This window comes from Algoriphagus yeomjeoni (genome assembly GCF_003259505.1).
GTDB lineage: Bacteria > Bacteroidota > Bacteroidia > Cytophagales > Cyclobacteriaceae > Algoriphagus > Algoriphagus yeomjeoni.
Genome location: NZ_QLLK01000001.1, coordinates 512,611 through 539,285, shown reverse-complemented (window position 1 = coordinate 539,285; position 26,675 = coordinate 512,611). Strand labels below are relative to the sequence as shown.

General features: G+C 39.6%; 28 protein-coding genes and 1 pseudogene. 11 read left to right on the top strand and 18 right to left on the bottom strand.

Going from position 1 to position 26,675, the window contains the following annotated elements:
- Position 1: 1 nt before the first annotated feature.
- The 9 genes from LV83_RS02305 to LV83_RS02265 form a co-directional block, all read right to left on the bottom strand.
- Positions 2-757: a sensor histidine kinase gene (locus LV83_RS02305; protein WP_111609898.1), complete on the bottom strand. Its 756-nt coding sequence runs from the start codon at positions 755-757 to the stop codon at positions 2-4.
- Entirely contained in the window at positions 744-1,445 is a 702-nt protein-coding gene (locus LV83_RS02300) for a histidine kinase (RefSeq protein ID WP_245946976.1), read from the bottom strand. The genes LV83_RS02305 and LV83_RS02300 overlap by 14 nt, the downstream gene beginning before the upstream one ends.
- Before the next feature lie 62 nt (positions 1,446-1,507).
- The gene (locus tag LV83_RS02295; RefSeq protein ID WP_111609897.1) at positions 1,508-1,903 is read right to left on the bottom strand and encodes a molecular chaperone DnaK; all 396 of its coding nucleotides are present in this window, start codon (positions 1,901-1,903) and stop codon (positions 1,508-1,510) included.
- Between the two features lie 116 nt (positions 1,904-2,019).
- On the bottom strand, positions 2,020-2,784 hold the full coding sequence (locus tag LV83_RS02290; RefSeq protein ID WP_111609896.1) for a histidine kinase: 765 nt from the start codon (positions 2,782-2,784) through the stop codon (positions 2,020-2,022).
- An 8-nt stretch (positions 2,785-2,792) separates the two neighbouring features.
- Entirely contained in the window at positions 2,793-3,191 is a 399-nt protein-coding gene (locus LV83_RS02285) for a molecular chaperone DnaK (RefSeq protein WP_111609895.1), read from the bottom strand.
- A gap of 145 nt (positions 3,192-3,336) precedes the next feature.
- Positions 3,337-6,309, bottom strand: coding sequence for a protein translocase subunit SecDF (gene secDF, locus LV83_RS02280; RefSeq protein ID WP_111609894.1), 2,973 nt, complete (start codon positions 6,307-6,309; stop codon positions 3,337-3,339).
- Between the two features lie 93 nt (positions 6,310-6,402).
- On the bottom strand, positions 6,403-6,759 hold the full coding sequence (locus LV83_RS02275; RefSeq protein WP_111609893.1) for a hypothetical protein: 357 nt from the start codon (positions 6,757-6,759) through the stop codon (positions 6,403-6,405).
- A 112-nt stretch (positions 6,760-6,871) separates the two neighbouring features.
- Complete coding sequence (locus LV83_RS02270; protein WP_111609892.1) at positions 6,872-7,489, bottom strand: uridine kinase family protein; 618 nt, start codon at positions 7,487-7,489, stop codon at positions 6,872-6,874.
- 37 nt (positions 7,490-7,526) lie between these two features.
- Positions 7,527-8,102, bottom strand: coding sequence for a non-canonical purine NTP diphosphatase (locus LV83_RS02265; protein WP_111609891.1), 576 nt, complete (start codon positions 8,100-8,102; stop codon positions 7,527-7,529).
- Between the two features lie 285 nt (positions 8,103-8,387).
- Between LV83_RS02265 and LV83_RS02260 the strand changes: the two genes are divergently transcribed.
- Both LV83_RS02260 and LV83_RS02255 read left to right on the top strand, forming a co-directional pair.
- A complete protein-coding gene (locus tag LV83_RS02260; RefSeq protein WP_111609890.1) occupies positions 8,388-8,954 on the top strand; it encodes an LOG family protein in 567 nt (188 codons plus the stop codon).
- Between the two features lie 392 nt (positions 8,955-9,346).
- Entirely contained in the window at positions 9,347-9,850 is a 504-nt protein-coding gene (locus tag LV83_RS02255) for a hypothetical protein (protein ID WP_111609889.1), read from the top strand.
- A gap of 15 nt (positions 9,851-9,865) precedes the next feature.
- Here LV83_RS02255 and LV83_RS02250 read toward each other — a convergent pair whose 3' ends face one another.
- The gene (locus tag LV83_RS02250) at positions 9,866-10,795 is read right to left on the bottom strand and encodes a LysR substrate-binding domain-containing protein (RefSeq protein ID WP_111609888.1); all 930 of its coding nucleotides are present in this window, start codon (positions 10,793-10,795) and stop codon (positions 9,866-9,868) included.
- A 101-nt stretch (positions 10,796-10,896) separates the two neighbouring features.
- Between LV83_RS02250 and LV83_RS02245 the strand changes: the two genes are divergently transcribed.
- The 4 genes from LV83_RS02245 to LV83_RS02230 all read left to right on the top strand — a co-directional run bounded on the left by LV83_RS02245 (position 10,897) and on the right by LV83_RS02230 (position 13,155).
- Complete coding sequence (locus tag LV83_RS02245; protein ID WP_111609887.1) at positions 10,897-11,454, top strand: peroxiredoxin; 558 nt, start codon at positions 10,897-10,899, stop codon at positions 11,452-11,454.
- An 82-nt stretch (positions 11,455-11,536) separates the two neighbouring features.
- Positions 11,537-12,127, top strand: coding sequence for a carboxymuconolactone decarboxylase family protein (locus tag LV83_RS02240; protein ID WP_111609886.1), 591 nt, complete (start codon positions 11,537-11,539; stop codon positions 12,125-12,127).
- Positions 12,128-12,448: 321 nt separating this feature from the next.
- The gene (locus LV83_RS02235) at positions 12,449-12,787 is read left to right on the top strand and encodes a hypothetical protein (RefSeq protein WP_111609885.1); all 339 of its coding nucleotides are present in this window, start codon (positions 12,449-12,451) and stop codon (positions 12,785-12,787) included.
- Positions 12,788-12,819: 32 nt separating this feature from the next.
- Entirely contained in the window at positions 12,820-13,155 is a 336-nt protein-coding gene (locus LV83_RS02230) for a hypothetical protein (protein ID WP_111609884.1), read from the top strand.
- 120 nt (positions 13,156-13,275) lie between these two features.
- On the opposite strand, the pseudogene LV83_RS02225 reads toward LV83_RS02230, so the two are convergent.
- From LV83_RS02225 to gndA, 3 genes and pseudogenes are all read right to left on the bottom strand, one after another.
- Positions 13,276-13,620, bottom strand: a pseudogene (locus tag LV83_RS02225) (HepT-like ribonuclease domain-containing protein).
- Positions 13,613-13,912 (bottom strand): nucleotidyltransferase family protein, encoded by a 300-nt coding sequence (locus LV83_RS02220; protein ID WP_111609883.1) that lies wholly within the window; start codon positions 13,910-13,912, stop codon positions 13,613-13,615. The pseudogene LV83_RS02225 and the gene LV83_RS02220 overlap by 8 nt, the downstream one beginning before the upstream one ends.
- A 106-nt stretch (positions 13,913-14,018) precedes the next feature.
- Positions 14,019-15,431 carry an NADP-dependent phosphogluconate dehydrogenase gene (gene gndA / locus LV83_RS02215; protein ID WP_111609882.1) on the bottom strand — a complete coding sequence of 471 codons (1,413 nt, stop codon included), beginning with the start codon at positions 15,429-15,431 and terminating at the stop codon, positions 14,019-14,021.
- A gap of 194 nt (positions 15,432-15,625) precedes the next feature.
- Between gndA and zwf the strand changes: the two genes are divergently transcribed.
- The 3 genes from zwf to LV83_RS02200 all read left to right on the top strand — a co-directional run bounded on the left by zwf (position 15,626) and on the right by LV83_RS02200 (position 19,495).
- The gene (zwf, locus tag LV83_RS02210; RefSeq protein WP_111609881.1) at positions 15,626-17,152 is read left to right on the top strand and encodes a glucose-6-phosphate dehydrogenase; all 1,527 of its coding nucleotides are present in this window, start codon (positions 15,626-15,628) and stop codon (positions 17,150-17,152) included.
- 45 nt (positions 17,153-17,197) lie between these two features.
- Positions 17,198-17,914 (top strand): 6-phosphogluconolactonase, encoded by a 717-nt coding sequence (gene pgl / locus LV83_RS02205; protein ID WP_111609880.1) that lies wholly within the window; start codon positions 17,198-17,200, stop codon positions 17,912-17,914.
- 255 nt (positions 17,915-18,169) lie between these two features.
- Positions 18,170-19,495: a rhamnogalacturonidase gene (locus LV83_RS02200; RefSeq protein ID WP_111609879.1), complete on the top strand. Its 1,326-nt coding sequence runs from the start codon at positions 18,170-18,172 to the stop codon at positions 19,493-19,495.
- Between the two features lie 11 nt (positions 19,496-19,506).
- Here LV83_RS02200 and LV83_RS02195 read toward each other — a convergent pair whose 3' ends face one another.
- Complete coding sequence (locus tag LV83_RS02195; RefSeq protein WP_111609878.1) at positions 19,507-20,550, bottom strand: zinc-binding metallopeptidase family protein; 1,044 nt, start codon at positions 20,548-20,550, stop codon at positions 19,507-19,509.
- 441 nt (positions 20,551-20,991) lie between these two features.
- Between LV83_RS02195 and LV83_RS02190 the strand changes: the two genes are divergently transcribed.
- Positions 20,992-21,435 carry an outer membrane insertion C- signal gene (locus LV83_RS02190; protein ID WP_111609877.1) on the top strand — a complete coding sequence of 148 codons (444 nt, stop codon included), beginning with the start codon at positions 20,992-20,994 and terminating at the stop codon, positions 21,433-21,435.
- Positions 21,436-21,491: 56 nt separating this feature from the next.
- On the top strand, positions 21,492-21,944 hold the full coding sequence (locus LV83_RS02185; RefSeq protein WP_111609876.1) for a DUF1905 domain-containing protein: 453 nt from the start codon (positions 21,492-21,494) through the stop codon (positions 21,942-21,944).
- Between the two features lie 2 nt (positions 21,945-21,946).
- Here LV83_RS02185 and LV83_RS02180 read toward each other — a convergent pair whose 3' ends face one another.
- The 4 genes from LV83_RS02180 to LV83_RS02165 are packed head-to-tail and all read right to left on the bottom strand — an operon-like array spanning position 21,947 to position 26,673.
- The gene (locus LV83_RS02180; RefSeq protein WP_111609875.1) at positions 21,947-24,349 is read right to left on the bottom strand and encodes a TonB-dependent receptor; all 2,403 of its coding nucleotides are present in this window, start codon (positions 24,347-24,349) and stop codon (positions 21,947-21,949) included.
- 27 nt (positions 24,350-24,376) lie between these two features.
- Positions 24,377-25,090, bottom strand: a complete 714-nt coding sequence (locus LV83_RS02175; protein ID WP_111609874.1) for a fatty acid desaturase — start codon at positions 25,088-25,090, stop codon at positions 24,377-24,379.
- Positions 25,091-25,113: 23 nt separating this feature from the next.
- Positions 25,114-25,959 carry a 4-hydroxy-3-methylbut-2-enyl diphosphate reductase gene (locus LV83_RS02170; protein ID WP_111609873.1) on the bottom strand — a complete coding sequence of 282 codons (846 nt, stop codon included), beginning with the start codon at positions 25,957-25,959 and terminating at the stop codon, positions 25,114-25,116.
- Positions 25,960-25,977: 18 nt separating this feature from the next.
- Positions 25,978-26,673 carry a lycopene cyclase domain-containing protein gene (locus LV83_RS02165; protein WP_111609872.1) on the bottom strand — a complete coding sequence of 232 codons (696 nt, stop codon included), beginning with the start codon at positions 26,671-26,673 and terminating at the stop codon, positions 25,978-25,980.
- Positions 26,674-26,675: the final 2 nt, after the last annotated feature.

The window sequence follows — 26,675 nt, the reverse complement described above, 5'->3', positions numbered from 1 at the left end:
TCTAATTTGGCAAGGTTAAAGTGATTTCTGTTCCTTTGCCAATAGCAGAACTCAGTTCAAATTGACCTCCAATAGTCTCCATTCTCTTGCGGAGATTGAACATCCCACTACCCTGAGAGTCTTGGGATGCGTCAAATCCCCGGCCATCATCTTTGATCAAAATGCGTTTGACATTCCCACTTTCATGTATCCTAATTTGAATAGTTTCAGGAGATGCATGCTTGATAGCATTATTGAGAGACTCTTGGATTACCCTAATTAATACAAGTTTTTGGTCTTTAGGCAAATCCAGTAATTCAAAATCTGCCTCCAGTGAGGTTTCACAAAAGCCAGTATTTTGAATTCTTGCCAATTGTTGAGCAACAAATTCATTGATGCTAAGTGTTTCTACCCAATCAAGATTCAATTGCTTGGAGAGTCCACGCACCTCCTGGATTGCCTGACTAAGAATTTCCTTTCCCTCGGATTGTTTCTCTGGCTTTATGGATCCAAAATTCAGCTTAGCAAGGGAAAGTAACTGTCCTATGTTATCATGAAGCTCTCTTCCTATGTAGGTTAAGGTTTCCTGCTGGATTTCATTTTCAATATTCAGCAAGGTTTTTTCATGTTCAGATTTGATCTGATCCATTTTTTGACGGTTTTGTGCCTGCCGCTGTCTGTGGATAAAAACCATGGAGATCACGAAAGTGGACATGATTCCGCCAAGGAATATTGTTGCAAATATTATTACATAAATCTGATCTTCAGATGCTTCCATGATAGTATGGTTCCGTTTCGAATATGTTAGTCAGCTTTGGTGACGCCACCCACAATACAAGTAATGAAAGATTAATAACCCCTAAAACTCTATTAATCTGCATGAGGGAAATGGCTAATTCTTTGTTTATGTTCCACAAATACAATAAGGCGACAGAGTTGATATAAGTAAGGGAATAGGTGAATAGTATAAAAGTCATTTGCCAAAAGGACAATAATTTAAATGGGTTGGAATTGAGATAATTGTCTTCGGTAATTAAACCGATAAAATAAAGGCCACTACCCACTAAAATCATATTAGCTCCTATTGCAAAAATGATGGGTTGGCTTGTGTAAATAGGCTCTATACCAAGGAGCTGTATTGCTATTACCAGGACAATGAAAACAAAGACCAGCCAGTTGATGTATTTCTTTTTGGAGGGTACTAGCCAATTTTTGATTAAAAAAAGATAAAGAATAGTACCTATTTGATAATAGCCAATATTAAATAGCCAAACATTATATGTGGGGTTCTCCTCATTACCCAAGGCGGCATTTACCAATTTATTAAATTCAAAATTGTACTTTAAATAACCCCCCATATTCTCATAAATAACCGTAAATACTAAAATTAAAAACGGAAACCAGAAGATTTTACTAACCTTAAGATGATTGGGTAATTTTAGGAAATAGAAAATGCCTACAATCAATAGGAAAGATATTGCTATTAGATACCAATCGGTAAATATTTGGTAAAACCTACTATCCATCATTAGGAGACAGTCGGCTCAGGATCACAGAATGGGGGACACATCGCTCCTACATTTTGATAATCCTCTTCTGGGTTTGAAAAAGTAATTTGGTCTTCGTTTAGATTAGCTGCTCTCATGACTACAGTTAACGCGCCGGTTAATTGATCCACTTCGTTTGGGTGATATTTAGCAGCTACTTCTTCCGTATATTCAGTGATATAAAACTGAATACCTCCTTTTTTGGGATCCTTGTCAGCTTTTACTAGCAAGCCTTCCAAGGTTTCTCTATCAAAAAAAATCCAATTTGTCTGATCGATTTTATCCTTGCCTTTTTTGTCTTTAGCAGGCTTACCCTTCTTCACTTCCTTACTGTACTTTAACTTCATGCTCTCGAAGTCTTCTTTAGAAATTTTCATGAAAATTAAGTTTGTAAAAATTTTAGATGATTAAAAGCTGTAGAAATAATTCCCCAAAAGATAATGATTTTATTCGCCACATGACTAGTCCTTAATTTGGTTTGATGAATCAAATTTTAGGGGCCATAAGATTTATAAAATGGTTCTTTTTCAAAGACTTTTGGAATCAATGGCGAGGCAATAGTCACTGTTAGAACTCCCAAAGTACAAATCCACATGAAAGAGGAAAACTGCTGTAAACTACTTCCTAATACTGGATTGACAGCAAATAGATATAGCAGGGCTACAGAGGATATATAATTCAATGAAAACGTGAACATTATTACAGTCATTTGCCAAAATGATACTAACCTAAGTGGATTGCTTTCTAAAAATTGGTCTTGCGTAATCATTCCAATAAAATATAACCCGCTCCCTATCAAGATCAAATTAGCTCCAAGCGCAAAGATTATAGGCTGATTATAATACAGCGGTTCTATCCCTGAAAACTGAAGTGCACATGCCATCGATATGAACACGATAATCATCCAGTTGATATATTTCTTTTTAGATGGCGGGAGCCAAGTCTTGATCAATAATAAATAAAGGATCACACCTACCTGTCTTCTGGCAATATTGAAGAGCCAAAGATTAAACTTAGGATATTCAGTATTTCCAAGGTAGGCATTTACCGCTTTTTTTAAGTCATAATTATAATTCGTATAAGCTCCAAAATTTTCATAAAACACGGTAAATGTTAAAATCAAAAAAGGAAGCCAATACTGAATATTGGCTCTCTTGCCTTTTGGTAACTTGATGAAAAAAACTACACCGATTATCAATAGTAAATTGGTGCTAATAGTAAACCAATCAGAAAATGCTTGTAACAATTTACTATCCATACTTTTTCTTAATTACCCGTAGGGTCTGGATCACATTTGAAAGGGCACTCCACACCTCCTCCTTCAAAGCCTCCACCATCTTCGTCTACGAAAACCAACTGACTATCATTTAGATTGGCAGCACGCATCACAATCGTAAGCTGGCCTTCGTATGCGGCGGCTTGATTAGGGTAAACTAGGTTCGCTGTTTCTTCAGTGTATTCTGTAATGTAGAATTGAATCCCACCTACTTTTGGATCTTCATCGACTTTTGCCAGTAGACTCTCAAGTGTCCCCCTGTCAAAAAATACCCAGTTCAACTGGTTATCTTTATCTTTCCCTTTTGCTCCTTTAGCAGGTTTGCCTTTTTTGACTTCTTTGTCATATTTAGCTTTCATGCTCTCGAAGTCTTCCTTTGAAATTTTCATGTAAGATCTATTTTTTAAAAATTTGAAATTGAGTAAATACTGTAGAAATAATCCCCCAAAAGATAAGGGTTTTATAGTCCTCAAGACAATAAAAAAGGAGCGAGTATGGCACCCGCTCCCTTAATTTATTTTGTATTATGACTATTTAGGCAAGCTTTTTAGCTTCTTTAGTAGCATTCTCATTGTCAATTTCTCTTTTCATCAAATCCACAACAATAGGAGTTGCGATGTAGATTGAAGAATAAGTACCCACCAATACACCAATAAATAGTGCAAAAGAGAATCCTCTCAATACTTCACCGCCAAATATCAACAAGACAATCACCACGATCAACGTAGTAAATGAAGTAATCAATGTACGACCTAAGGTCTGGTTGATAGCGTCATTGAATACTTTCACCAACTTATGCGTTCCTCTGCTTTCGATATTCTCACGAATACGGTCAAATACGATCACAGTATCGTTAATGGAGTAACCAATCACTGTCAATACCGCAGCAATAAATACTTGGTCAATCTCGAAAGTAGCTCCAAATGCACTCGCGATAGCAAAGGCAGCAATCACAAATAGTGTATCGTGAATCAAGGCAATGATAGATGCCAGGGAGAATTGCCACTTACGGAATCTCAATAAGATATATAAGAAAATAGCGACCAAAGCTACAACCATGGCTTCGACGGAAGATGCTTTAATATCATCCGCTACTGTAGCACCAACTTTAGAAGAACCTGTGATGGCAAATTGACCAGAAGCTAACGTTTCTGCGTCGTCAGTGAATGCTAATCCAGTAACCGTAGCAATTCCTTCTTTTACTTTACTTTCTACCTCAAGGTTAGATTCAGCATCATCTTCATTTACCAAATAGGAAGTTGTCACTTTCAAAACATTGTTTGAACCATAAGTTTTCACTTCTACCGATCCATCAAACTCCCTATCCAAACCTGATTTCAAATCCGAAGCAGCCATAGGCTCATCAAATGCAACGATGTAAGAACGTCCACCTGTAAAGTCAACCCCGAATTTCAAGCCATTCACGGCAGCTATTCCCAAACCAATCACAATGATGGAAGTGGAAATAAGATAAGCAACCTTTCTTTTACCCAAGAAATCAAGATTCAATGAGCTCAATGAATTTTTAGCAAATGGAGTGGCGAAACTAATCGAGCTCTTATCACCTTTCTTACTCATCCAGGATACAATCACGCGTGTGATAAATACTGCGGAGAAGAAGGAAGAAGCAATACCGATCATCAACACAATTGCAAATCCTTTTACTGGACCTTGACCTAATGCATAAAGAATAGCACCTGTAAGGAAAGTCGTTACGTTCGAATCGAGAATGGCTGAGAAAGCTTTATTGTAACCTGCATTGATCGCAGCTAATAAGCCAACTCCATTGCGAAGCTCCTCTTTGATACGCTCAAAAATCAATACGTTCGCATCTATGGACATACCTATTGTCAACACGATACCAGCAATGCCTGGCAAGGTCAAGGCTGTACCTAACTGAGCCAAAATACCCAGGATAAAGAAGATGTTGAACACTAATGCTGCAATAGCTACCAGGCCACCTTTTGAATAGTAAGCCATCATGAAAAGAACCACAATAGCCAAACCAGCTACCATGGAGATCAAACCTTGGTTCAATGCTTCTCTACCCAAAGTAGGGCCGATGATGCTTTCTTCCACGATCTGCGTAGGAGCAGGAAGAGAACCTGACTTAAGAATATTAGCCAAATCCTGTGCCTCCTGAAGTGAGAAGTTTCCGGCAATTTCTGATTGACCAGAAGGAATCTCTCCGTTTACAACCGGAGCTGTATAAACATAGTCATCCAATACTACCGCAATTCTTCTACCGATATTCTCAGCGGTTAACTTTCTCCATTTTCTTGCACCATCTGCATTCATTTGCATGGAAACTGCAGGCCTAGACGTTTGGTCCAATGTCTGACGAGCATCGGTCACTACATCACCTTCAAGTGGAGCTTCGTCCGTTCCTCTTTCAGTTTTAATTGCAAAAAGCTCCAACGTTTCAGTACCATCTTCAGCTTCGAAAGGCTTCACACCCCAAAGCAGCTTAATATCTCTTGGCAATAGACTTTTGTAATCCTCATTTTTGATGATACGGTTGATTGCCATGGTATCACGAAGCTCATATGCAAGACCATAATTAGGTTTTAACAAGCTGAATAATGGGGAGATACTGTTATCACCAGATCTAGAAGGATCGATTTCAGCCAGTTGTTTTTCTAAAGCATTTCTCAGTGAATCATCACCTGTAAGATTCTCAGTAGCTACCGTATCCTCGCTAGCAGGTTCAGCTGATTGATTTGCAGCTACCCAGGCACTGTTTACAGCTTCTAGAGCTGCACCGATTTCATTTGATTCAGCTACTTCCCAGAACTGTAGTTTTGCTACACCCTGAAGTAAGTTTCTTACTCTTTCCTGATTGTCTACACCAGGTAATTCGATCTGAATACGACCAGAACCTTGGATTCTCTGAATGTTTGGCTGAGAAGTCCCGAATCTATCGATACGAGTTCTAAGGATATTGAAAGAACGCTCGATAGCATTTTCAATCTCGTTGTCTATAATTTCAAGAATTTCAGAATCAGAGGATTCCAAAGAAATCCGACCTCTATTGGCTGCTGTAGCGAAAATACTACTAAGCTTTTGATTTGGGCTATTTCTCTGGAATGCAGCATAAAATAAATCCACATACTTAGCGGTAGAAGTTTTAGCTTCTTCACGAGCTTCTTCTACAGATTTATTGAAAGCTACATCTTTTGGGTTGCCAGCAAGTCCTTTTACAATCTCCACTGGAGAGACAGCCAAAGTCACGTGCATACCGCCTTGAAGGTCAAGACCCAGACCAAGTTCGGTTTCCTTTACTTCCTGGAAAGTATAGTCAGCTCCTAGAAAGCTGTAAACCGGAGCTCTCCAGATAGAGTCTAGGTAGCTTTGTCTTTTAGAAAAATCCACGTTGCCAGCAGCATCAGTTGCATATTCCTGGGCCTCGTTTTGGATATTGTTTGATACAAATGTGAATGACAGATAGTACAAGCATAATGCTGTAACGATCACTGTCAAAAACACAATGACACCTTTGTTTTGCATGAGAAATTGAAATTATTAATTGATTGTAAATACAGATTTATGGCTTAACCAATAAAAAGGTAAGCGCTTGGATGATTCGGGAATTAGTTGAAATCAGGGTCCTTTGGTGGATATTATTCGCTCAAAAAGTATTTCTACGAGCTGATTTGGTTGAAAAACTGAGGTGGATTCGGTGATGAAGGTGGAACCATCAAATCTTACAATGTCCTGAATTAGGTAAAGTAAGCTGTGGGAAACATGAACCACAAACGGTACCACGGCATCTACTGCCACATTTAAAAAAGTCTGATCCTGATCATTTGAAGTGGTTTTGTCTTGCTTTTCGACTTTAACCGATTCTCCATTTTCAGGAACATATTCTACGCTTGAAATAAATAAACAGAATAGCAATGCCAGCATCACAGTAATGCGCTGTTGGAATAAGTTGCTATTTCGTTTTGTTGCTTTCATGCGGCGCAAATATAGCCAATTATTTAAATTGACCATTTCTCATCTTAGAATTTCTGATTGTGGACTCTAAATTCGAAATAAAATGATATAAATCAGAGTATTAACAGAAGTATTAAGAGGTCCTCACTCGTAAGTAAGTGCGGATTACTTCAAGCGCTTTATCGAAATTATGATTATTGGGAACGATCAAATCCGCATCGTTCATAAACGGCTTGATGTATTTCTCATAAGTAGGCATCACGTGCTGCTCATAGCGATATAGCACATCGTCCAGGTCATAGCCTCGTTCTACTTTGTCCCGAATGATTCTTCTTTTCAACTTGATATGATCCTTCGCATCAATAAAAACCTTCAGGTCAAGAAGGCTCGCCAACTCTGGATAGTAAAGCACGAAGATACCCTCCACCACTACTACAGGAGCAGAAGAAAAAGTTAACATTTTTGGTGTTTTCGCTGCATTGTTGAAGGTGTATTCCTCTCTGTAGACCGTTTCTCCAGCTTGGATTTTACGGATATCTGCCGCGTACTCTTCAAAATCTATACTTTCCGGTCGATCAAAATTATGAACTCCATGATCATCTATCGGCTGCATTTCCCTCGGCTTGTAGTAATTATCCTGAGAGATCAGGCAAACTTCTCCTTCTTCAAATGAACTGAGCAACCGCTCTAAAAAAAGTGTTTTTCCCGAAGCAGATCCTCCCGTGATACCGACGATGAATGGTTTTTGCATGAGGCAAAGTTAAACTGATTTTCTACTTTATACAGAATTATCTATGGCTTAGGAAGGTTATTAACTCGCTGACAGCTTTTCCTCTGTGGGAGATTTGATTTTTCTCTACCATACTCAATTCAGCAAAAGACTTAGAATGTCCCTTAGGAAGAAAGACAGGGTCATATCCAAAGCCTCCATCTCCCGTTCTACTTCTCATAATCTCGCCTTCTGCCACACCTTCAAATTTGTACTCTTCCTCACCAAGCAACAGGGCAATAACAGTTTTAAATCGTGCGGTGCGAAGGGAAGTATCTCCAAGATTTTTTAATAATAAATCAATATTTCGCTGGTCACTTCTAGGTTCGCCAGCGTAGCGTCCAGAATAAACTCCAGGCTCCCCTTCCAATGCATCAACCTCCAACCCTGTGTCATCAGCGAAGCAATCCACTCCAAAATGCTCCTTAACATACTTGGCTTTCTGAAAGGCATTATGCTCCAGCGTGTCGCCTGTCTCTGGAAGCTCTTCGGAGCAACCAATATCTTTCAATGAAACAATTTCAAAGCTATCACCCAGTGCAGCTTTTACTTCTTCAATTTTCTTCGGGTTGTTTGTAGAAAAGCAGATTTTCATAGTTCAAAAATAGTGGATAATGAATACTTGCCATGAAGCTATTACATATAATTCTCTTGATTAAAGGCTAGAAGACCGTAGACGGGACAAGCTGCAGCGGCCTCAATAGGAGTGTTTAGCATGCATGAAGGAGCATTTAAAAATACTTTCTACACCTTTTATATTTCAATCTTATACGAAACACCATTTCTTCCAGAACCATTAAGCTTTTGTAAAACCTTCCTTATGCCTGTGCATTAAAAAATAGAAACCTGTAATTTAGAATTCCACTTTTGATTTAAAGTCATGAAGAAAATTACCATTTATTGCGGTTCCAGAAAAGGCGATAGTTCAGTTTATGAGGAAGGTGCCCGAGCATTGGCTCAGGAGATGATCAAACGGGATCACTCGCTGGTATATGGAGCCGGAAGAGTGGGATTGATGGGCGTGATCGCTGATGAAATGCTGGAAGCTGGAAAGGAAGTTTTAGGGATCATTCCCCAGAAATTGGTAGATCGGGAAGTAGCACACCGTGGCTGTACTGAACTGATCATCGTGGAGACCATGCGTGATCGAAAATGGCTGATGGCTGAGCGAGGTGACGCATTTATTGCAATGCCTGGAGGAATCGGGACTTTGGAAGAGCTTTTTGAAATCATGACGCTTAACCAGCTTCATTACATACAAAAACCTCTGGCACTCTATAATGTGAATGGGTACTATGATAAACTGATTGCATTTTTAGAACATGCCATGAAGGAGGGATTTATGTATCCTGAGCAGGAGGAATTGTTGATTGTTTCTGATGATCCTGTGGATTTGCTCGATAAGATCGAAAAATATGAGGCGAGAAGGCCTGCGGATTGGGGGTAGTGAATGCCCGGTGTTTGATGCCCGATGTCGGGTGATGGATGTCCAATGTCCCATGTCGGGTGTCTGCCTGAGCGAAGCCGGGTGTCTGCCTGAGCGAAGTCGAAGGCTCTTTAAAAGAAATGAAATAATTGTCCTCGTGCCTTCAGACTTCCATATTTCGGGTGCTCGGACTGACAGTTATTGTGGTGAAAAACATAATATGTCCTTGTTAGCGAAGTCGAAAATAGCCTTGCTGGTTTCTTCTCTTGGAGAAATAAGAAGGTTTTTAAAAATGAATGTAAAATGTTGAAGTTCGAATGATGAAGTTTCGGAAAGGCACCGGGCATCCGACACCTGACATAAAACATAATTTTAATCCATCCTAAAAAGATAATTTCGTATTTTTGCGCAGCATGATCCAAAAACTCTTTCCATTAGATAAAAATTACATTCTTCGACAGGCGCAATCCGTGCTTGAAGAAGAACTAATAGATCGGATGGTTTTTGAATTGAAGCGCTCTTATACTTCATTGTACAATCCGCTTCAATTAATGGATGAGACTTATGCTCAAATACTTGACTGCTTCGAATTTCCTAGAGATCGGGTTCGTTTGATATACCGTCAGCTTTGTGGAATCTATCGCTACAAACATGGTGACAATCAATTGGAAATGCTTTTTGATGGAAGAACTCATCTGGAGAAGTTTCAGGAAGATTGGTCCGCTGCATTGGTCGCCTATGTCCGGGATTTGGGGATTTATGAGCAATATGTGAAAACGATGCTGAGAATGACCATACTTTTTGATACCGAGTCCCGTGCTGAATGGGCTGAAAACCACTGCAAAGCTTTTATCAATCAACACTTCGAATTGAAAGTGGTAAAAAGACAAGGGGAACTTCGCCTGAAAGTTGGGTAAATTAAATTTGCTGTTTCAACGCCATTTTACTTTGATGTAATGATCTATCTTTTGAAATCTTTCAGGGATTGATTTGAGGATACTCGCTCTCAAGACTTCGATCAAAGCTTCCTTTGTAAAGCTACTGTGTACAACGAGACTGATTTCACGAACGGGCTCCGGAGAGTCAAATCTTCGGATTCTTTCATTCCCAAATTCTGAAAGCACCGCCATCTCAGGGACAAGTGTATACCCAACCCCTTTGTCCACTAATCGAATCAAAGACTCAATCGATCCACTTTGATATTCAAAACCAAAGTTATTTCTGGTTCTATCACTTTCACAGATAGCCAAAGTCTGTTCTCTAAAGCAATGTCCTTCATCCAAAACCAGCATTTGATTAGGATCCAAAACTGTAGGGGTGATGTGCCATTTTTTACATAGCGGATGATCTTTTGGTAAATAGAGCAAGAACGGCTCATTGAAAAGTGAAATCTCCCGTATGGATTTCTCCTCAACTGGAGTGACCAAGATCCCGATGTCCAAAGTTCCTTTTTGAAGTTCTGAGATGATTTCAACAGTCTGAAGTTCCCGGATCTTCAGTTTTGTCTTTGGGTTTGCGCGTACAAATTCTGGCAAAAACAGCGAAAGTAAGTAAGGAGCAATGGTGGGAATCACGCCAATGGTAAAGCTCCCATCCAAAGACTCCTTTTCATCTTGGACAAACTCATTTAAATCGGCCACTTCACGAAGAATTTGGCGGGCCTTTAGCAGAATTTGCTCCCCGGCTAGGGTGGGTTTTACAGGTTTGGCGTCACGATCAAAAATTTTGACACCGATCTCTTCTTCCAATTTTTTGATCTGCGTTGTCAAGTTTGGCTGAGAGACATGGCAACTTTCAGCAGCTTTCACAAAATGGCGGTGATTATCCAAGGCAACGATATACTCTAATTGATACAGGGTCATATAACTCAAAGTTATAAAGAGATAACAATTATTAATTTGATTGATGAAAAATTGATGGACAACTTTGTGTAACAATTTTGAAAACTAAACCTTACAATATTATGAGCAGCAGAATGCTTGGCTTGGGTGCTGAATTCCCAGCTTTCGAAAAAACAGCAGTAGTTTCCAGAGAAAAAGGACAAGAATTCCAGACGATCAGCAACACTATCCACACTTCCGAGGGGAAATGGATGGTAATGTTCTGGTGGCCAAAGGATTTTACTTTTGTATGCCCAACTGAAATCGCTGAATTCAACAAGAATGCAGGTGAATTTGCAGACAGAGATACCGTATTGGTAGGAGCTTCCACTGATTCTGAATTCGTTCACTTGGCTTGGAGAAACAACCACGAAGATCTTCGTGACCTTACTTTCCCTATGCTAGCTGATACTTCTAAGTCTCTTGCAGAGGAACTTGGTATCCTGGAAGCAAACGAGAAAATTGCTTACAGAGCTACGTTCATCATCGATCCTCAAGGAATTGTTCGTTGGGTATCTGCATACGATCTTTCTGTAGGAAGAAATGTAGAGGAAGTTTTGAGAGTGCTTGATGCGCTTCAGACTGACGAGCTTTGCCCATGCAACTGGGAAAAAGGAGAAGCTACGTTGAACCTGAACTAATTCAGATCTCAAGGTAATTTACAGCAAAGGAGGTTTTATGATCTCCTTTGCTTGCTTTCAAACCTAACTCTAACACCACACCATGGAAGTATTATCATTAAATCAATCAGTTGTCGAACTACTGGAAGTAGTAGGCCTGAATGAAGAATTTACCAATGAATCTTTGAGAAATCTGGGCGATGCTGATTCCAGATATGTGAAAGATTTGAAACTTAACTTCAAGACTATCCTCAAAGGGGATAAACTAAACCAAAAGGAAGTTGCTTTGATGGGCTTGGCACTTGCAGCTAATGCAGCCAACAATCCCCTTCAGAGATTTTTCAGAAAATTGGCAGAGGAAAACGAAGCTACAATTGCCGAGATCGGTGAAGCAGTGGCCTGTGCTTCTTTGCTGAGCAGCAATAATGTCTTGTACAGATTCCGCCACTTTGTGGAAAAGGAAAAGTACGGTCAATTCCCTGCCAGACTTCGCATGAACATTATGATGAATCCTGTGTTAGGAAAAGAATTCTTCGAATTGATCTCTACGGCAGTTTCTGCGGTGAACGGCTGCCAGATGTGCGTAGCTTCTCATGAAAATCACCTAATCGAATTGGGATCCAGCGAAGAAAGAATCTTCGAATCCATCCGTATGGCCTCTGTCATCACGAGTATGGTGAAAGTGATATACTAGGGAGGTGATTGTTTCCTATTATATCAGTAACCTTTAATTCCTTGTTTTAAAGGCTGGAAGACCGATGACGGGTGACCGAAGTACCATAAATGCTAGTGTTTACCGTATTTTAAGTAGCTTTTGCTTGTTCAATTGCTGATATACATTATTGAGAATTATAGTCCGGTATATAAATGCAAAAACCTCCTGAGTGATCGGGAGGTTTTTTTTGGTTAATATTTATTGTCTGAACAGCTAACTATTTTGTATAATGGAAAACTAAAAATCCTGGTAGCCCTAAATCAGATGTTCTAAAAACACAGTATCAATAAACTCTTCCTCATGTCTATAAATAAACTATCAGTCTTAATATTAATATTTGCACTATCATCCTGCGGCATATTCTTTAAACCTGCATGCCAATCAATAGTTATATCAGATGAAGAACTTCTTGATTCTATAGCCAGCAATTATAAAAATCAAGGAGTATCTGCAGTTTCTTTGCATATAAAAGGCCAAGTAGATAAAGGTATTTCATTAGATCAGTTCCAGCTTCCTGCAGGGGAAATCGACGCGGTTACAGAGCCTTTTGACTATTATAGCCCTACATACCATTATATAATAAGCAATCCTAACGGGGCAAAAGGCGATTTAGAGCTTTGTGTGACTTTTTACCACTGATTTAACTATAATTCATAAATAAGCTAAATAGCATGAAGACCCTTCCCTATTTGATCTTGATACTCAGTCTTTATGGCTGTATTGGAAGAAACAATTGCGAATTAAGTACTCAAAAATTTGATTTGAACTTGGCGTATGAGGAAAGTTTGGATTTTAGTTTTTGCAATATAAATCCGAATTATTTTCAGCTCCATTTTTCTGGTGAATTGGAGGGAGATATCCTATTATTAGAATACTATAAATTTTCAGGAAATGGAAAAATAGATACTTTGATCACTGCAGATTACTATGCGAATGAATTCATTTTCAATTATCGTCCACTCGGAAAAGTAAAGGGGGATTTGGAATTCAAGATTTCTCTTCTATAAACTTCAGAAGCAACCAACCCTTTAATTTAAACACAAAAACTCGCCAATATGATTAGCGAGCTTTTGCGTTGCTGAAAACTGAGACTGATTACTGCAAACTGCTATCTTCCTCTCAAAATATCATGAATTCAGAAGCTTAATAATGTCAACTTTTAGCTTTGGCAAATGATTGATAAGAATCGACCAGATATTTTCATCGGAAATATTGTCATAAGCGTGAATGACTTAATTTCTAAGCCCAACAATGGATCGTGCATTTTTGATTCTGTCTTCAAATAAAGGATCTCTTTTTAAAATGCGATTCAGTGCTTCTCCTATTATTTCTAGATGCCTCTCTACTGCTCTTTTCCGCATGGAATTTTTCTTATACTCGAAAAAATTCTTCTCATCTGATGGAAAATAACTTTCTATCTCCTCAATTGAAAAGCGAATATCATAAAGCCATTTTTCGATCCTTTCATCCATAAATCTTTTGCTTACTTCGATCTATAGACCTAATTAATACTGGATTCTTCAGGGTTTGTTCCTCCACTAAATCCACTTTTCGATTGAGGAGATTCTCCAATTTATTTTTCAGATCTAGGTAATTATCAAAATAATTGAACAGGTCTATGTTTTGGAAGGACACCAATAAATCGATATCACTTTTTTTGTTTAAAGAATTAGAAACTACAGAACCAAAAGCATAAAGCTTTTTCACCTTGTGACTGACACAAAGCTGAATGATCTTATCAATATTGGTTTGGATAATTCCCATGCTTAAAAATACGAAATACTCTGAAATAGCCTAAACACAAAAGCTCGCCAATATCATTAGCGAGCTTTTGTGTTGCTGAAAACTGAGACCGATCACTGCAAACTGACTACTCCCCCCATTCCGTATGGAAAATCCCCTCTCGATCCGTTCGCTCATAGGTATGCGAACCGAAGTGGTCGCGCTGGGCTTGGATCAGATTTAGCGGAAGTTTGGTAGAAGTATACGCATCAAAGTAACTCAATGCAGAAGAAAGTCCCGGAACAGGAATCCCATTTTTCGCTGCGAAAGCAACTACCTCACGAACTGCCGGCAAAGTGCCTTGAACTTTCGGCACAAAAGAAGGCGATAGTAATAAGTTAGGAATGGAATTATCAGCGGTATATGCTTCCGCGATATCGGCCAACAAACCCGCGCGAATGATACATCCTGCTCTCCAGATCTTAGCAATCGTGGACATGTCCAAATCGTAGCCGTAATCCTTTGAAGCGTACATCAACTGATGCAAACCTTGGGCATATGCGATGATGAATGAGAAATAAAGCGCTTGTTCTGCCTGCGCGATCAGTTCATCTTTGGCAATATGAGCAACTTCAGGCCTAGTGTACAATTCGTCCGCCTGAACCCGCTCGTCTTTCAACGCAGAAATCTCACGCATACTTACCGCCATATCAATTGTAGGAACAGGAATGCCTAAGTCCATTGCATTCTGCGAAGTCCACTTGCCAGTTCCTTTTTGCTTGGCTTTATCCAGAATCATATCCACCAAATCAGCAGAAGTTAACTCATCCTTTTGAGTGAAAATCTCAGCAGTGATTTCAACCAAAAAAGATTGCAAACGACCTTTATTCCAACTGTCATAAACTTGGTGAAGCTCTTCATTGGATAGGTCACAGGATTTTTTCAGCAAGTCATAAATCTCTGAAGTCAACTGCATCATGGCGTATTCTATGCCGTTATGAACCATCTTCACATAATTTCCAGCTGATTTTGGGCCTAGGTAAGCCACGCAAGGTTCACCTTTATATTTTGCAGAGACTGCTTCAAAAATTGGCTTTACATATTCGTAAGCTTCCTTGTCCCCTCCTGGCATGATGCTCGGGCCTTTTCTTGCGCCTTCCGCACCACCAGAAACTCCAGAACCAAAGAAGTGAATTCCTTTCTCTTTCAAATAGGCCTCTCTTCTGTCGGTATCAGTGAAAAATGAATTTCCTCCATCTATAATGATATCACCTTTGTCCAGAAGTGGCAAAAGGTTTTCTATCGCACTATCTACGATTTTTCCAGCCGGCACTAGAAGCATGATTTTCCGCGGAGTGGATAAAGCCTGAATAAAAGTTTTGACATCCGTGGTGGCTTTCACATTGTCCATGCCTTCAGCTTCCACTTCCATAGCCTTCACCTGAGCTTCACTAAGGTCATATCCAAAAGCGCTAAAATTATTATCAGCGACATTCAAAATAAAATTTCGCCCCATCACTCCAAGGCCAACTAATCCAAAATCGTAATTCGTGTACTCCATCGTTTCTTTCTGTTGTTTTCAAATTTGCTTCTAACCCTAATAGCTTGCAAGGTTAGAAATAAATATGGGTTATTTTTGCGTCTATAGCCATCAAAATTAATGGATTGAAGGTTGGCTTTCTAGTAAGATTGATAAATTTGTGACCGCCCAAAGTAGGGTTTTGATACAAAAAATATAAAAATACGCCCAAACTGATGAAGAAAACACAAAACCAGATGCTAATAATTTTTGGTGCGTCAGGTGATTTGACAGCACGAAAACTGGTTCCGGCAATATATAACCTCTATAAGGGCAAGCATCTTCCAGAAAATTTTGTGGTTTTGGGTGCTAGCCGAAGTGCGATGACGGACGAGGAATTTCGTCAGAAAGTAGTTCAGGAAAGTGAATTTTTGAAGGATAAAATCAGCAAAGAAGAGAAAGCCTACATCGCAGACTTTGCTGAGAAGATGTTTTATGAGGACTTGGGTGACGATTATGATAGCAAGTACGATGGGCTGGCGAAGAGAATAGGTAAGCTAAATAAGGAAAAGGGCTGTGATGAAAATTACATCTTCTACCTATCCACTCCCCCAAGTTTGTATGAAATAATTGCCAAGAATCTTTGCGAAGCGGGTCTTACTACGGAAGAAAATGGCTGGAAACGTATCATCGTTGAGAAGCCATTTGGCTATAGTTTGGCTACTGCTCAGGAGCTCAATGCAGGTTTACACAAGTATTTCAACGAACCACAAGTTTATAGAATTGATCATTATTTGGGTAAGGAAACTGTTCAGAACTTATTGGTTACTCGTTTTTCCAATTCTCTTTTCGAGCCTACTTGGAATCGCCGATACATTCACCATGTGGAAATAACTAATGCTGAAACAGTGGGTGTAGAGAAGCGCGGAGGCTATTACGATAAGTCTGGCGCGCTTCGGGACATGTTCCAAAGCCACTTACTTCAGGTCGTTTCATTGATCGTAATGGAGCCACCGATCAATTCAAGCGCTGAAGAAATCCGTGATGAAAAAGTCAAAGCGCTAAAGTCACTTCGAATCATGACAAGTGACGAAGAATTGTCAACGCACACCATGAAAGGTCAATATGTAGCCTCAACTATAGATGGCCAAAAAGTAAAAGGTTACCGAGAAGAAGATGGAGTAGATCCAGATTCTAAAACGGAGACTTTTGCCGCGGTTAAGTTTTTTGTGGATAACTGGCGATGGAAGGATGTACCATTCTATGTCCGCACAGCTAAGTACATGCCGACAAAAGTGACAGAAGTTGTGATCCACTTCAAGTCTCCAGCGCATGAGGTTTTCAAAAGCCAGGATGCATACAAGAAAGATAATAAAATCATCATTCGTATTCAGCCTGATGAGGGAATCTTGATCAAATTTGGAGTAAAAGTCCCTGGCTTAGGCTTCCATGTGGAGCAGGCAAATATGGATTTCTACTATTCCGATCTTGACTCTGCAGAGATTATGGATGCTTATGAGAGATTGCTTCTGGATGCTATGCAGGGAGATGCGACGCTCTATGCGAGAGCAGATGAAGTGGAAGCAGCCTGGAAGTTCGTTGACCCGATTTTGAAATACTGGCAAAACGAAGATGTCCCGACATACGGTTATGCAGCTGGGACCTGGGGGCCTAGGAATTCCGATGAGATGTTTGATGGACATTTCGGCTGGAGAAATCCCGGTAAGCGGTTGACTGACGAGACTGGGTTCTGCATACTTTAACTCGCTGTAATTGAATTAATTAATTGCTAAAAAAAGCATTCACAAATGAATATTATTGTTTCCAACTCCAAGGAAAGCCTTGCGGAAGAATTTGCTTATATGCTCAAGGAAATGTCCGACACAGGCGAAAAAATCCATGTGGCTCTTTCTGGCGGAAGTACTCCAAAAGTAATTTTTGATTACATCGCTGAGGAGTTGAGTGAAGAAATCTTTTGGGATAATATCAATTTCTATTGGGGCGATGAGCGTTGCGTGCCACCTGGCGATTCAGAGAGTAATTATAAGATGACTGTGGACCATTTGTTGTCCAAAATCGATATGCCGGAGGAAAATATTTTTCGGGTACTGGGAGAAAATGATCCTGAAGAAGAAGCAATTCGATACAGTGAAGTATTGAATGATGAATTACCAACTGTCAATGGTCTGCCTCAGTTTGACCTGGTCATGCTTGGCATGGGTGATGACGGACATACCGTTTCTATTTTCCCTTACAATATTGAATTATGGGACGCTAAAGAAAACTGTGTGGTGGCTGTTCATCCAGACTCCGGCCAAAAGCGAGTTACGATTACAGGAGGCATCGTGAATAATGCCAAAGCAGTGGCCTTCCTCGTCACAGGTGCAGGTAAAGCAGATAAAGTGAAAGAAATTGTCATGCAGGAAGGTGATTATGCCAAGTATCCGGCTTCTTTGGTCAAGCCAACTAGCGAGGAGCTCACTTGGTATCTTGATATGGATTCTGCAAAGAATTTAGAATATTAGTCGAGAGATTGACATGAAAAACATATTGGCAAAAAGCGACTGGGATTTAATTCTCAGTCGCTTTTTTATTCTAGACAGATTTCACTTGACATTTCGCATGCATGACTACTGACTCCTTTGCCAAATGAATGAAAAGGTATGCCACAAATTGAGCTCACTGACACAGGACACCACCTGATAGCAAAAAACATGTTTTATAATAATCTTGTAAATTGACTTTCAATTCTAGATAACTAATCAAAAAATTAACCTTAAATGCGGACCCTACTTTCGGCATGTTTCTTTATGCTAATGCTATTTCAAACTGCTTTTTCACAACAAGAAACCAGTGAACAATGGCCAGACGGATCGCCTATTTCTCCTTGGTTTCATGACTATTCCAAAGTGAAGTTGGAGGATTTAGGAAAGCAATATGTGTTGACTGATTATGGGGTAAAAAATGATAGCAGCATTTTACAAACGCAGCAAATCCAAGCAGTAATTGATCAGGCTGCGCAAACTGGCGGAGTGGTGATCGTTCCAAAGGGCACTTTTCTTAGCGGTGCATTATTTTTCAAACCCAAAACACATCTGCATGTGTCAGAAGGAGCAGTATTGAAAGGCTCCGATGACATAGCGAATTATCCTTTGATTCCTTCACGCATGGAGGGCCAAAACTTGGACTATTATGCCGCTTTGGTCAATGCATATGTAGTAGATGGATTTACGATTTCTGGTCAGGGCACTATCAATGGGAATGGCTTGAAATTCTGGGAAGCGTTTTGGCAGCGGAGAAAAGAAGACCCAAACTGCACCAACCTAGAAGTGTCCCGCCCGCGCTTAGTATTTATCTGGAAAAGTAACGACATACAACTCCAAGATGTCAAACTGATCAATGCAGGATTCTGGAGCTCTCACTATTATCAGTGCAAAAACATCAAATTACTCGATCTCACGATCACTTCTCCACATGAGCCAGTAAAGGCGCCAAGCACTGACGCGATTGATCTGGATGTAGTATCCAACGTGCTGATCAAAGGATGCTACCTCGCAGTGAATGACGATGCCATAGCGCTGAAAGGCGGTAAAGGACCTTGGGCAGATGAGGACCCAAACAACGGGGAAAACACCAACATCATCATAGAGGACAGCGAATTTGGCTTTTGCCATGGTGCCCTCACCAATGGAAGTGAGTCCATCCACAATAGAAATGTAATCATGCGAAACATCAAAGTGCAGGATGCTGTTCGCCTACTTTGGCTGAAAATGCGCCCTGATACTCCGCAACATTACGAATACATTACCTTGGAGAATATCACTGGGAAAGTGCGAAGTTTCATCTATGTGAAGCCCTGGACCCAGTTTTTTGACTTGAAAGGCAAGGAAGAAGTGCCACTTTCCTATTCAGATAATATCACCATGAGAAATATTGATTTGGAATGCGATATATTTTTCGATGTAGCGATTACTGAGAATGACAGGCTTTCAGACTTTACCTTCGAAAATCTAACTATAAAGGCTAAGAATGCAGATTTTGACCATTCTTTCGTAGATGGATTTGAAGTCAAAAACGTGAAAGTGAACGGTAAAGTGGTAGAATAAACACGGGCTATTTACTGGTCAAACAGTAGTTTGTGAATAAACTTCATCTTTTCTACTACAGCTGCACTAACCACAAATGGATAAGCATCAGGAATACCCATTGAGCGATTAATGCTATTGATGGCAAAAGACATGGGTGCCCAAGTTTTATAAATTGATATAAAGTCTTTGACCTCATACGGATCAAATTTAACAGATCCATTGAGGCTTTTGTCCTTAATAATTGGCTCAACTGACATTCCAAAATAATATCCTGTCTCTGTCATATCCATGATGTGTAAATAATGTGCCCACGTCTCAGCCCAATCTTCCCATGGATGTGATGTTGCGTATTCACTGATAAAATTATTCTGCCAATTTTCAGGAGCGCCATTTTGATAATGTTTTTTCAATGACTTTCCATAATCAGCACTTTCATCACCAAAAATATTCCGAAATTCATTCGAAAAACCTTGATTTGTAGCGACTAATCTATCCCAAAAATAATGTCCTACTTCGTGTCTAAAGTGACCAATTAGAGTTCTATATGGTTCTGCCATCTGCTTCCTCATTTTCTCTCTAAACACAGAATCCGCCTCTGAAAGTAAAATAGTAATCAATCCAGCTGCATGACCAGTCATAATTTGAGGATCATTCTGCTTAGAAATAAAATCAAATGAGAGACCTATTTCCGGATGATTTTCCTTGGGCAAAATAGCAAGCCCAAGCCGCTGCAACTGATATACCAAACGATGCTTGGCAATTTCCAATTTTTGCCATTTAGGAAAATTACTTTGGTCAGACAAATCAGGAATAGTTCTATTGAGGGCACAAGCATTGCAAAAATGATTTTCTTCCGATGCAGGAATTAGCCAATTACAGACTCCATATTCCTTATTCTGGCAATATTTATAAGCTTTTCCATTTCTATCAGAAATCAAACTGGAAGTAGCCGGCTCAAAAGTCAACATTTTCAAACTTTCATCATGATAGCCTGCGAGGTGTCCACACTTTTCACAACTGTCGTTTTCAAAATATAAGGGATGGGCACAATTACCACATTCAAAAATTTTCATATTTCTTTTGCTAATCGATGTAAGATAGGCAGAAGTTTAGCTCACATTTCGGGCCAGCAAAAATGATTCTTTGAAAATGGTTTGAATCTTTAGTGTTTCAGCTAACTGCTTGCTCCTAACTTATTTAGTATATTAAATGATAAGGCGATCTATTACTCAACAACAAGCAGGCTGGATTTTAAGCGGATAAATTTCCCTGCAAATACACACGAGGTCAGCTCTTTAAAACGCTTTAAGGCCTATCTTCCTGAAAAACTAAAGGCCTTAGAAAGTTAACCTATTGATGCATATTGTTGAAGGCAATGTTAGCAAAATCATCAGAGGTCAAGGCGAAGAATTAGCAGAGAGCGCGTATAAATAACTTTTACCAAATGAATATTTTCGGAAAAAAGTGAATCTTTGTGGGTAGCATTTTCTATTTATAATATATCCCATATTTATATGAAGTATTTAAAGATTTTAACTCTTGTATTGTTTTTTGGAGTAGCAGCTTCACTTGAGAGTAATGCACAAGAGGTAGGTATCAGATTTGGAGATTTTTATGGCAATAATGTCGCCATAGATGGGGTTTTTGCCTTGGGTGAATTCAGCAGGATCCATGCTGATGTCAGTTTTGGAGGAAATGGATTGGGAATTGATGCACTTTGGAACCCAATCTATGATGATATTCCTGATACCGATTTGCAATGGTATGCAGGATTTGGTCCTGCGATATATCTTGCCGACAACTTCCGCTTTGGAGCTGCTGGCGAAGTGGGTGCTGAGTATGCATTCTCAGAAGTTCCCATCACGATTGGACTGGACTTCAGGCCCTATTTATTCTTGATCGAAGAGACGGAATTTCGCGCAGGATTTGGACTAAATGTGCGCTGGAGATTAAAATAAATACACTAATAATCCATAACTTTTAGCCGACTAGTCTAGATTAGTCGGCTTTTTTTATGGAACAGATCGTATCGGGTGAGTTTTTAATGGAAAGGTTTCCTGGGAAGGGTGGTTGGACTTATATCAAACTCCCACTCACTATTTTTCCTTCGGCGAAAGCTTTTGGAATGATGAAAGTCTCAGGTAGTATTGATGATTTTGCCTTTGAAGGAAAACATCTCATGCCTATGGGAAATGGCCATATCTTCCTTCCAGTAGCTAAACCTATCCGCACAAAAATCGGCAAGAAAGAAGGTGATGTAGTTTGGGTGAAATTATTCAGGGAAGAAATCCCTGAAAAACTCCCACAGGAACTCATAGACTGCTTACAAGACGATTCTGGAAAATATGACCTCTTTCAAAAGCTGAACCAAGCTAAACAAAAGGAATGGATAGAATTTATCTACAGCAGTGATGAGATCGAAGAAAGAACAGAGAGAATAATCAAACTACTCAATCACTTGGCCTGACTTTAGAACTCTACTATCAAGCCAACAGTCGGCAAAATCGTACCCGCTGGATTATTGATAAATTTCAATTGGTATCTAGTTGGATCACTAGGGTCTACCAGAATATTTCCTTCTGCATCGCGCGTTGGCACCAAAAGCGGCGCTTGTTCAGCTTGGAAATTATACGCATTCTGTATATCCAAATACCAATTCAGACTCCACTTTTTGAAGTAATACTTCTTATCCAATCTCAGATCCAGCTGGTGAAAGCCCTCCAGTCGAACCGCATTGATTTGAGAATAATCCAAAATTGGCTGGTTTCTCAAATCCCAATTGCTAATTAAACTCGACTCATCATAGTCATATGGGGTGTAAGGTGTACCACCTAAGAACCTCCATCTCGCACCAATCTCCCAGTCCTTGCCAAACCGCTTTCCAGCTGTCAAACTGACTATGAATCGATTGTCCCATGAAGATGGAATGAAGCCATCTGTATTAGGATTAGTAAACTCACTACGAACCAAGGTAAGCGCAGCTATTCCATAGAAATTATTGAAAAGACGCTGCTGGGCTAGCATCTCCAATCCATAAGCTCTCCCTTCTGAATTTGACTCCACGGGTTCATTCCCAATCACCCCAAAGTCAGCCCCTAAGTTTGCCAGTGAAATACCATTTCGAAGCGAAGAAGGGTAATTACTGTATTTCTTATAGAATACCTCGGCGGTAAATCGACGGTTTTTCTCAGGAATTAACCACTCTACTCCACTGATCAACTGAGAATTTCTAATAAAAAGCACATCATTTTGTTGATTGATTAGCTCACCATTTTCGTCTTGAAATCCCAAAACAGTGTAAGAAGGCTTCTGATAATAAATCCCAGCATTGGCTGTTGCAAAGAGGTTAGGCCTCAATTGATAGGAAAAAGAAACACGCGGACTTAATTGATTAAACAGGTTTTGAGCAGTTTCTCCAAAATCTGCCCCATCCATCCTCACTCCTCCTGTGATCAAGAATCGCTCATCATACAGCGTTTTACTGGCTGATAAAAAGCCACCATACATGTTATAATTGCTAGTTGATTCAATAGAGATCACCTGCTCACTACTTGCGAGAGTAGCACGGTCAAAATTCTTGATGAAGTACCTGGAGTATTCATAGTTAACTCCATATTTCACGGTATATCCATTTTTGAAAATACTGTTTTCAGCACGGAATTTATTCTCAGACTCTTGGGAGAGGTAGTTATACAGCAAATTATCCGCATTACTCTCATCATTACCGGCATACTTCACAGACTGATTATTGAGCATATTTCTGCTAAGCACAAAAGTCCAGAAACCATTTTCCCGAAACCTCTTGAGTTTTACTCCAGTAGCATAATTCCATTGATTTTGAACAGGAAGTACATCCAATAAATAAAGGCGGTTCTCACGCTCTTCTTCAGTCTCATCATCAGGGATATCTTCATTCAAAACAAACTTATCAATTGCCCCCACACCTATAAAAGTGAGCTCAGTTTTCTCATTGATTTTTGTGGTGGTTTTTAATTGAAAGTCATTGAAGGTTGGGAGAAAAGGTAAGCCAATCAGCTTAAAAAGCCCTTGCAAATAAGAACGGCGGGCGGAAAGTAGGTAGGTTGTTTTTTCTCCAATAGGTCCTTCATTGGATAAAGTCAATTCTGACGCACCTACAGTCAGCTGAGTTGCCATTTTGTCTCTGCGCCCTTCTTTGAGTTGAAACTCAAAAAAAGAACTAAGCGAATTCATTCGATTGGCAGGAAATCCACCAGCTATCAGATCTACATTTTTAATCAGATTGACATTCAATATACCAACTGGCCCTCCAGAGGAGCCTTGAGTAGCAAAGTGATTGATTACTGGAACTTCTATCTCATCTACAAAAAACTTATTCTCATTGGGTGCACCTCCACGGATCAAAATATCATTTCTGAAACTCGGAGTACTTGCCACACCTGGCAAAGACTGTATGACTCTTGAAATATCTCTATTACCTCCAGGGTAGCGCTCTATTTCATTTGAATTAAGTTTTCGCACGGAAAGTGGCGTTTCTTCAGATCGGGAAAATTCCGAACTAACAACCACCTCTGTTAGCTCTGAAGCATCCTCTGCAAGGTCAAAATCCAATTGAACTGGGCGAGCCAAGGTGACCTGAATTTCGAATTGCGTTTTGGTTTTGAACCCCACAAAACTAGCCCGCACATTATACAAGCCAGGAGGTACATTTGAAATTTCGTAAAAACCTTCCTCATCAGAAATTGCTCCGAATTCCGTGTTTAAAATCAGCACATTTGCGAAAGCAACTGGCTCATTATTTACTGGATTGGTGATTTTACCTCGGATTATTCCTTGGGAGAAAGCTATCGTAGAGAGGAAAAAAAGAGATAAGACAAGTAGAAATATCCTCATTTAGGGTGTTAGATAAGAGATGTGGAATTAGCCGTTTTCGATGCTTTGAGATTCTTTCACCCGCCAAAGCCGCCACCATGGTGTCCCTGGAGAATCGTGATGTTCGTAATGATACCCAAAGAAATAGCAGGTGAAGAATGCCCAAAAATGATTTTTAGACTGTGTGGTCGAGTGATGTTTATTTTCATTCTCTCCACGATGTGGCAAATACGTACCAAAGTAAAAAAGCTGAAGTGTAGACAAAACCGCTGGAAGCATCCAGAAAACTATCAAATTCTCTGTTGGAAGAAATAACTTGAGAATATTAAACGTCACAGCCATCAAAAGAATTTGCCAAATGGTTACGTATTGCTTGATGAAACTGAAATACCAAGCGAAGAAATTATCAGAATCATGGTAATCAGGATCTTGATCTGTGGCTACAAATCGATGATGTTCGTGATGCTTTGGAAAGAGTTTGCTGTAAAAATTATATGAAAATAGTAAGGCTGTAAACCAACCTATCGCTTTGTTAAGTTTTTTATCAGAGGATACTAGTCCATGAATCGCATCATGTGCGGTGATAAAAAGTCCAGTGTAGAGGTGCATTTGAATTAAAACCCCAAGGTAAACAAGCGGATCTGACCAAGAAATCTGGTAATTAAGAAGAAATAGCAAACTGGAAAACCACAGCACTATAATCAACAAGGCAATCAAAACACCTTTCGGGTCAACAGAGGAACGTATGATTTCCGAATTCATAACCGCAAGTTGGGAATGTTTTCTCAAAAAGTCAGGATTCTTTCTTTCACCTGCTCCATTAGCCACATGGGCGTCGAGGTTGCTCCACAGATTCCAACTTGATCATTTTCGGTGAACCAATCGCTTTCTATTTGGTCGGAGTTGGAAACAAAATAAGTATTTGGATTGGTGTCTTTGCAGACGTTGAAAAGCACTTTTCCATTGGAAGACTTCGTTCCGCTCACGAAAACTATTTTATCAAACTTTGTGGCAAAATCCCGAAGTTCTTTGTCACGGTTTGAGACTTGTCTGCAGATGGTGTCGTTGGTATTGACCGAGATGCCATTGTTCTTGAGCACATTATTTATCTCGTAGAATTTGTCCGTGCTTTTAGTGGTTTGGCTGTAAAGGGTAATGTTTTTGGGAAGTGTTTCCAAATCCAATTCAGAAATATCCTGAAAAACTACTGCCTCATTATTTGTTTGTCCAAGAAGCCCTATCACCTCAGCATGAGCATGCTTCCCATAGATATAGATGGAATCTCCCTTGTCAAAAGAATTCTTGATCCTATGCTGCAACTTCAACACAACCGGACAGCTCGCATCGATCAAAGTAAGATTGTTTTGGATTGCCAACTCATAGGTAGCCGGGGGCTCCCCGTGAGCTCTTATGAGCACATTTTCATCACGTAAATCTTTTAAAACTTCGTGATCAATAATTTTCAATCCTTTTCTTTTGAGCCGGTTTACTTCTTCGTCATTATGGACAATGTCGCCAAGACAATACAAATGTCCAGATTCATCAAGGATATCTTCAGCCATTTCGATAGCATAAACTACCCCAAAGCAGAAGCCTGAATGCGCATCAATTTGAACGTGAAGATTTTTCATAACCAAATAACTTAAAGCTTATTGAATTGTTTTTCTCTTTCTGAAAAATTCAAAAAAAGAAACATTCATGAGAAGCATTGTCATAGAATAAATCGTATCCTCTATAGGTACTGTCCAGATTCGAATGCCCAGATTTTCAGCATTATTATAAATAACCACAGGTTCTGGGGTGAGACCTCCGGTTAATACACCATTACAAATGATAAAAGGAATAAGGTGAACCAAATAAGTAAATAAGAACCTGCCCATGTATTTATCCTTAAATATCAACCAATGGACAGCGAGTGCTACTGCACCTACACTAAAATTAACAGCCGTGTACAGTTTATCAAAATTGAAAAATGCCAAAAGCAGCAAAAGCGGTATCATGATGATAATGAAATACTTACCGATAGGTTTGAAATAGTCCTTTGGGAAAAAATAGATCAATACTTCATAAATAAACATACAGGCGTATGGTACGGTGAAGAAGAAAAGCCATTCTTCTATCGGGAGCTCAAAAATGTAAATGCCAAGGATATACCTAGGGTTAAACTCCCATACTCCTATCACTGTAAACCAATGGTCCCAGACCAAAAAGAAAATCGCGGTGATGACTATTGCTGGAAATAATGCGTACCACTTGGAAGCGAACTTGACTCTTGATTCAAAAGATCGAATGAGGGGAAAAGAGATTGCGAACAGATTTACCGCCAAATAGAGGTATTTTTCCATTA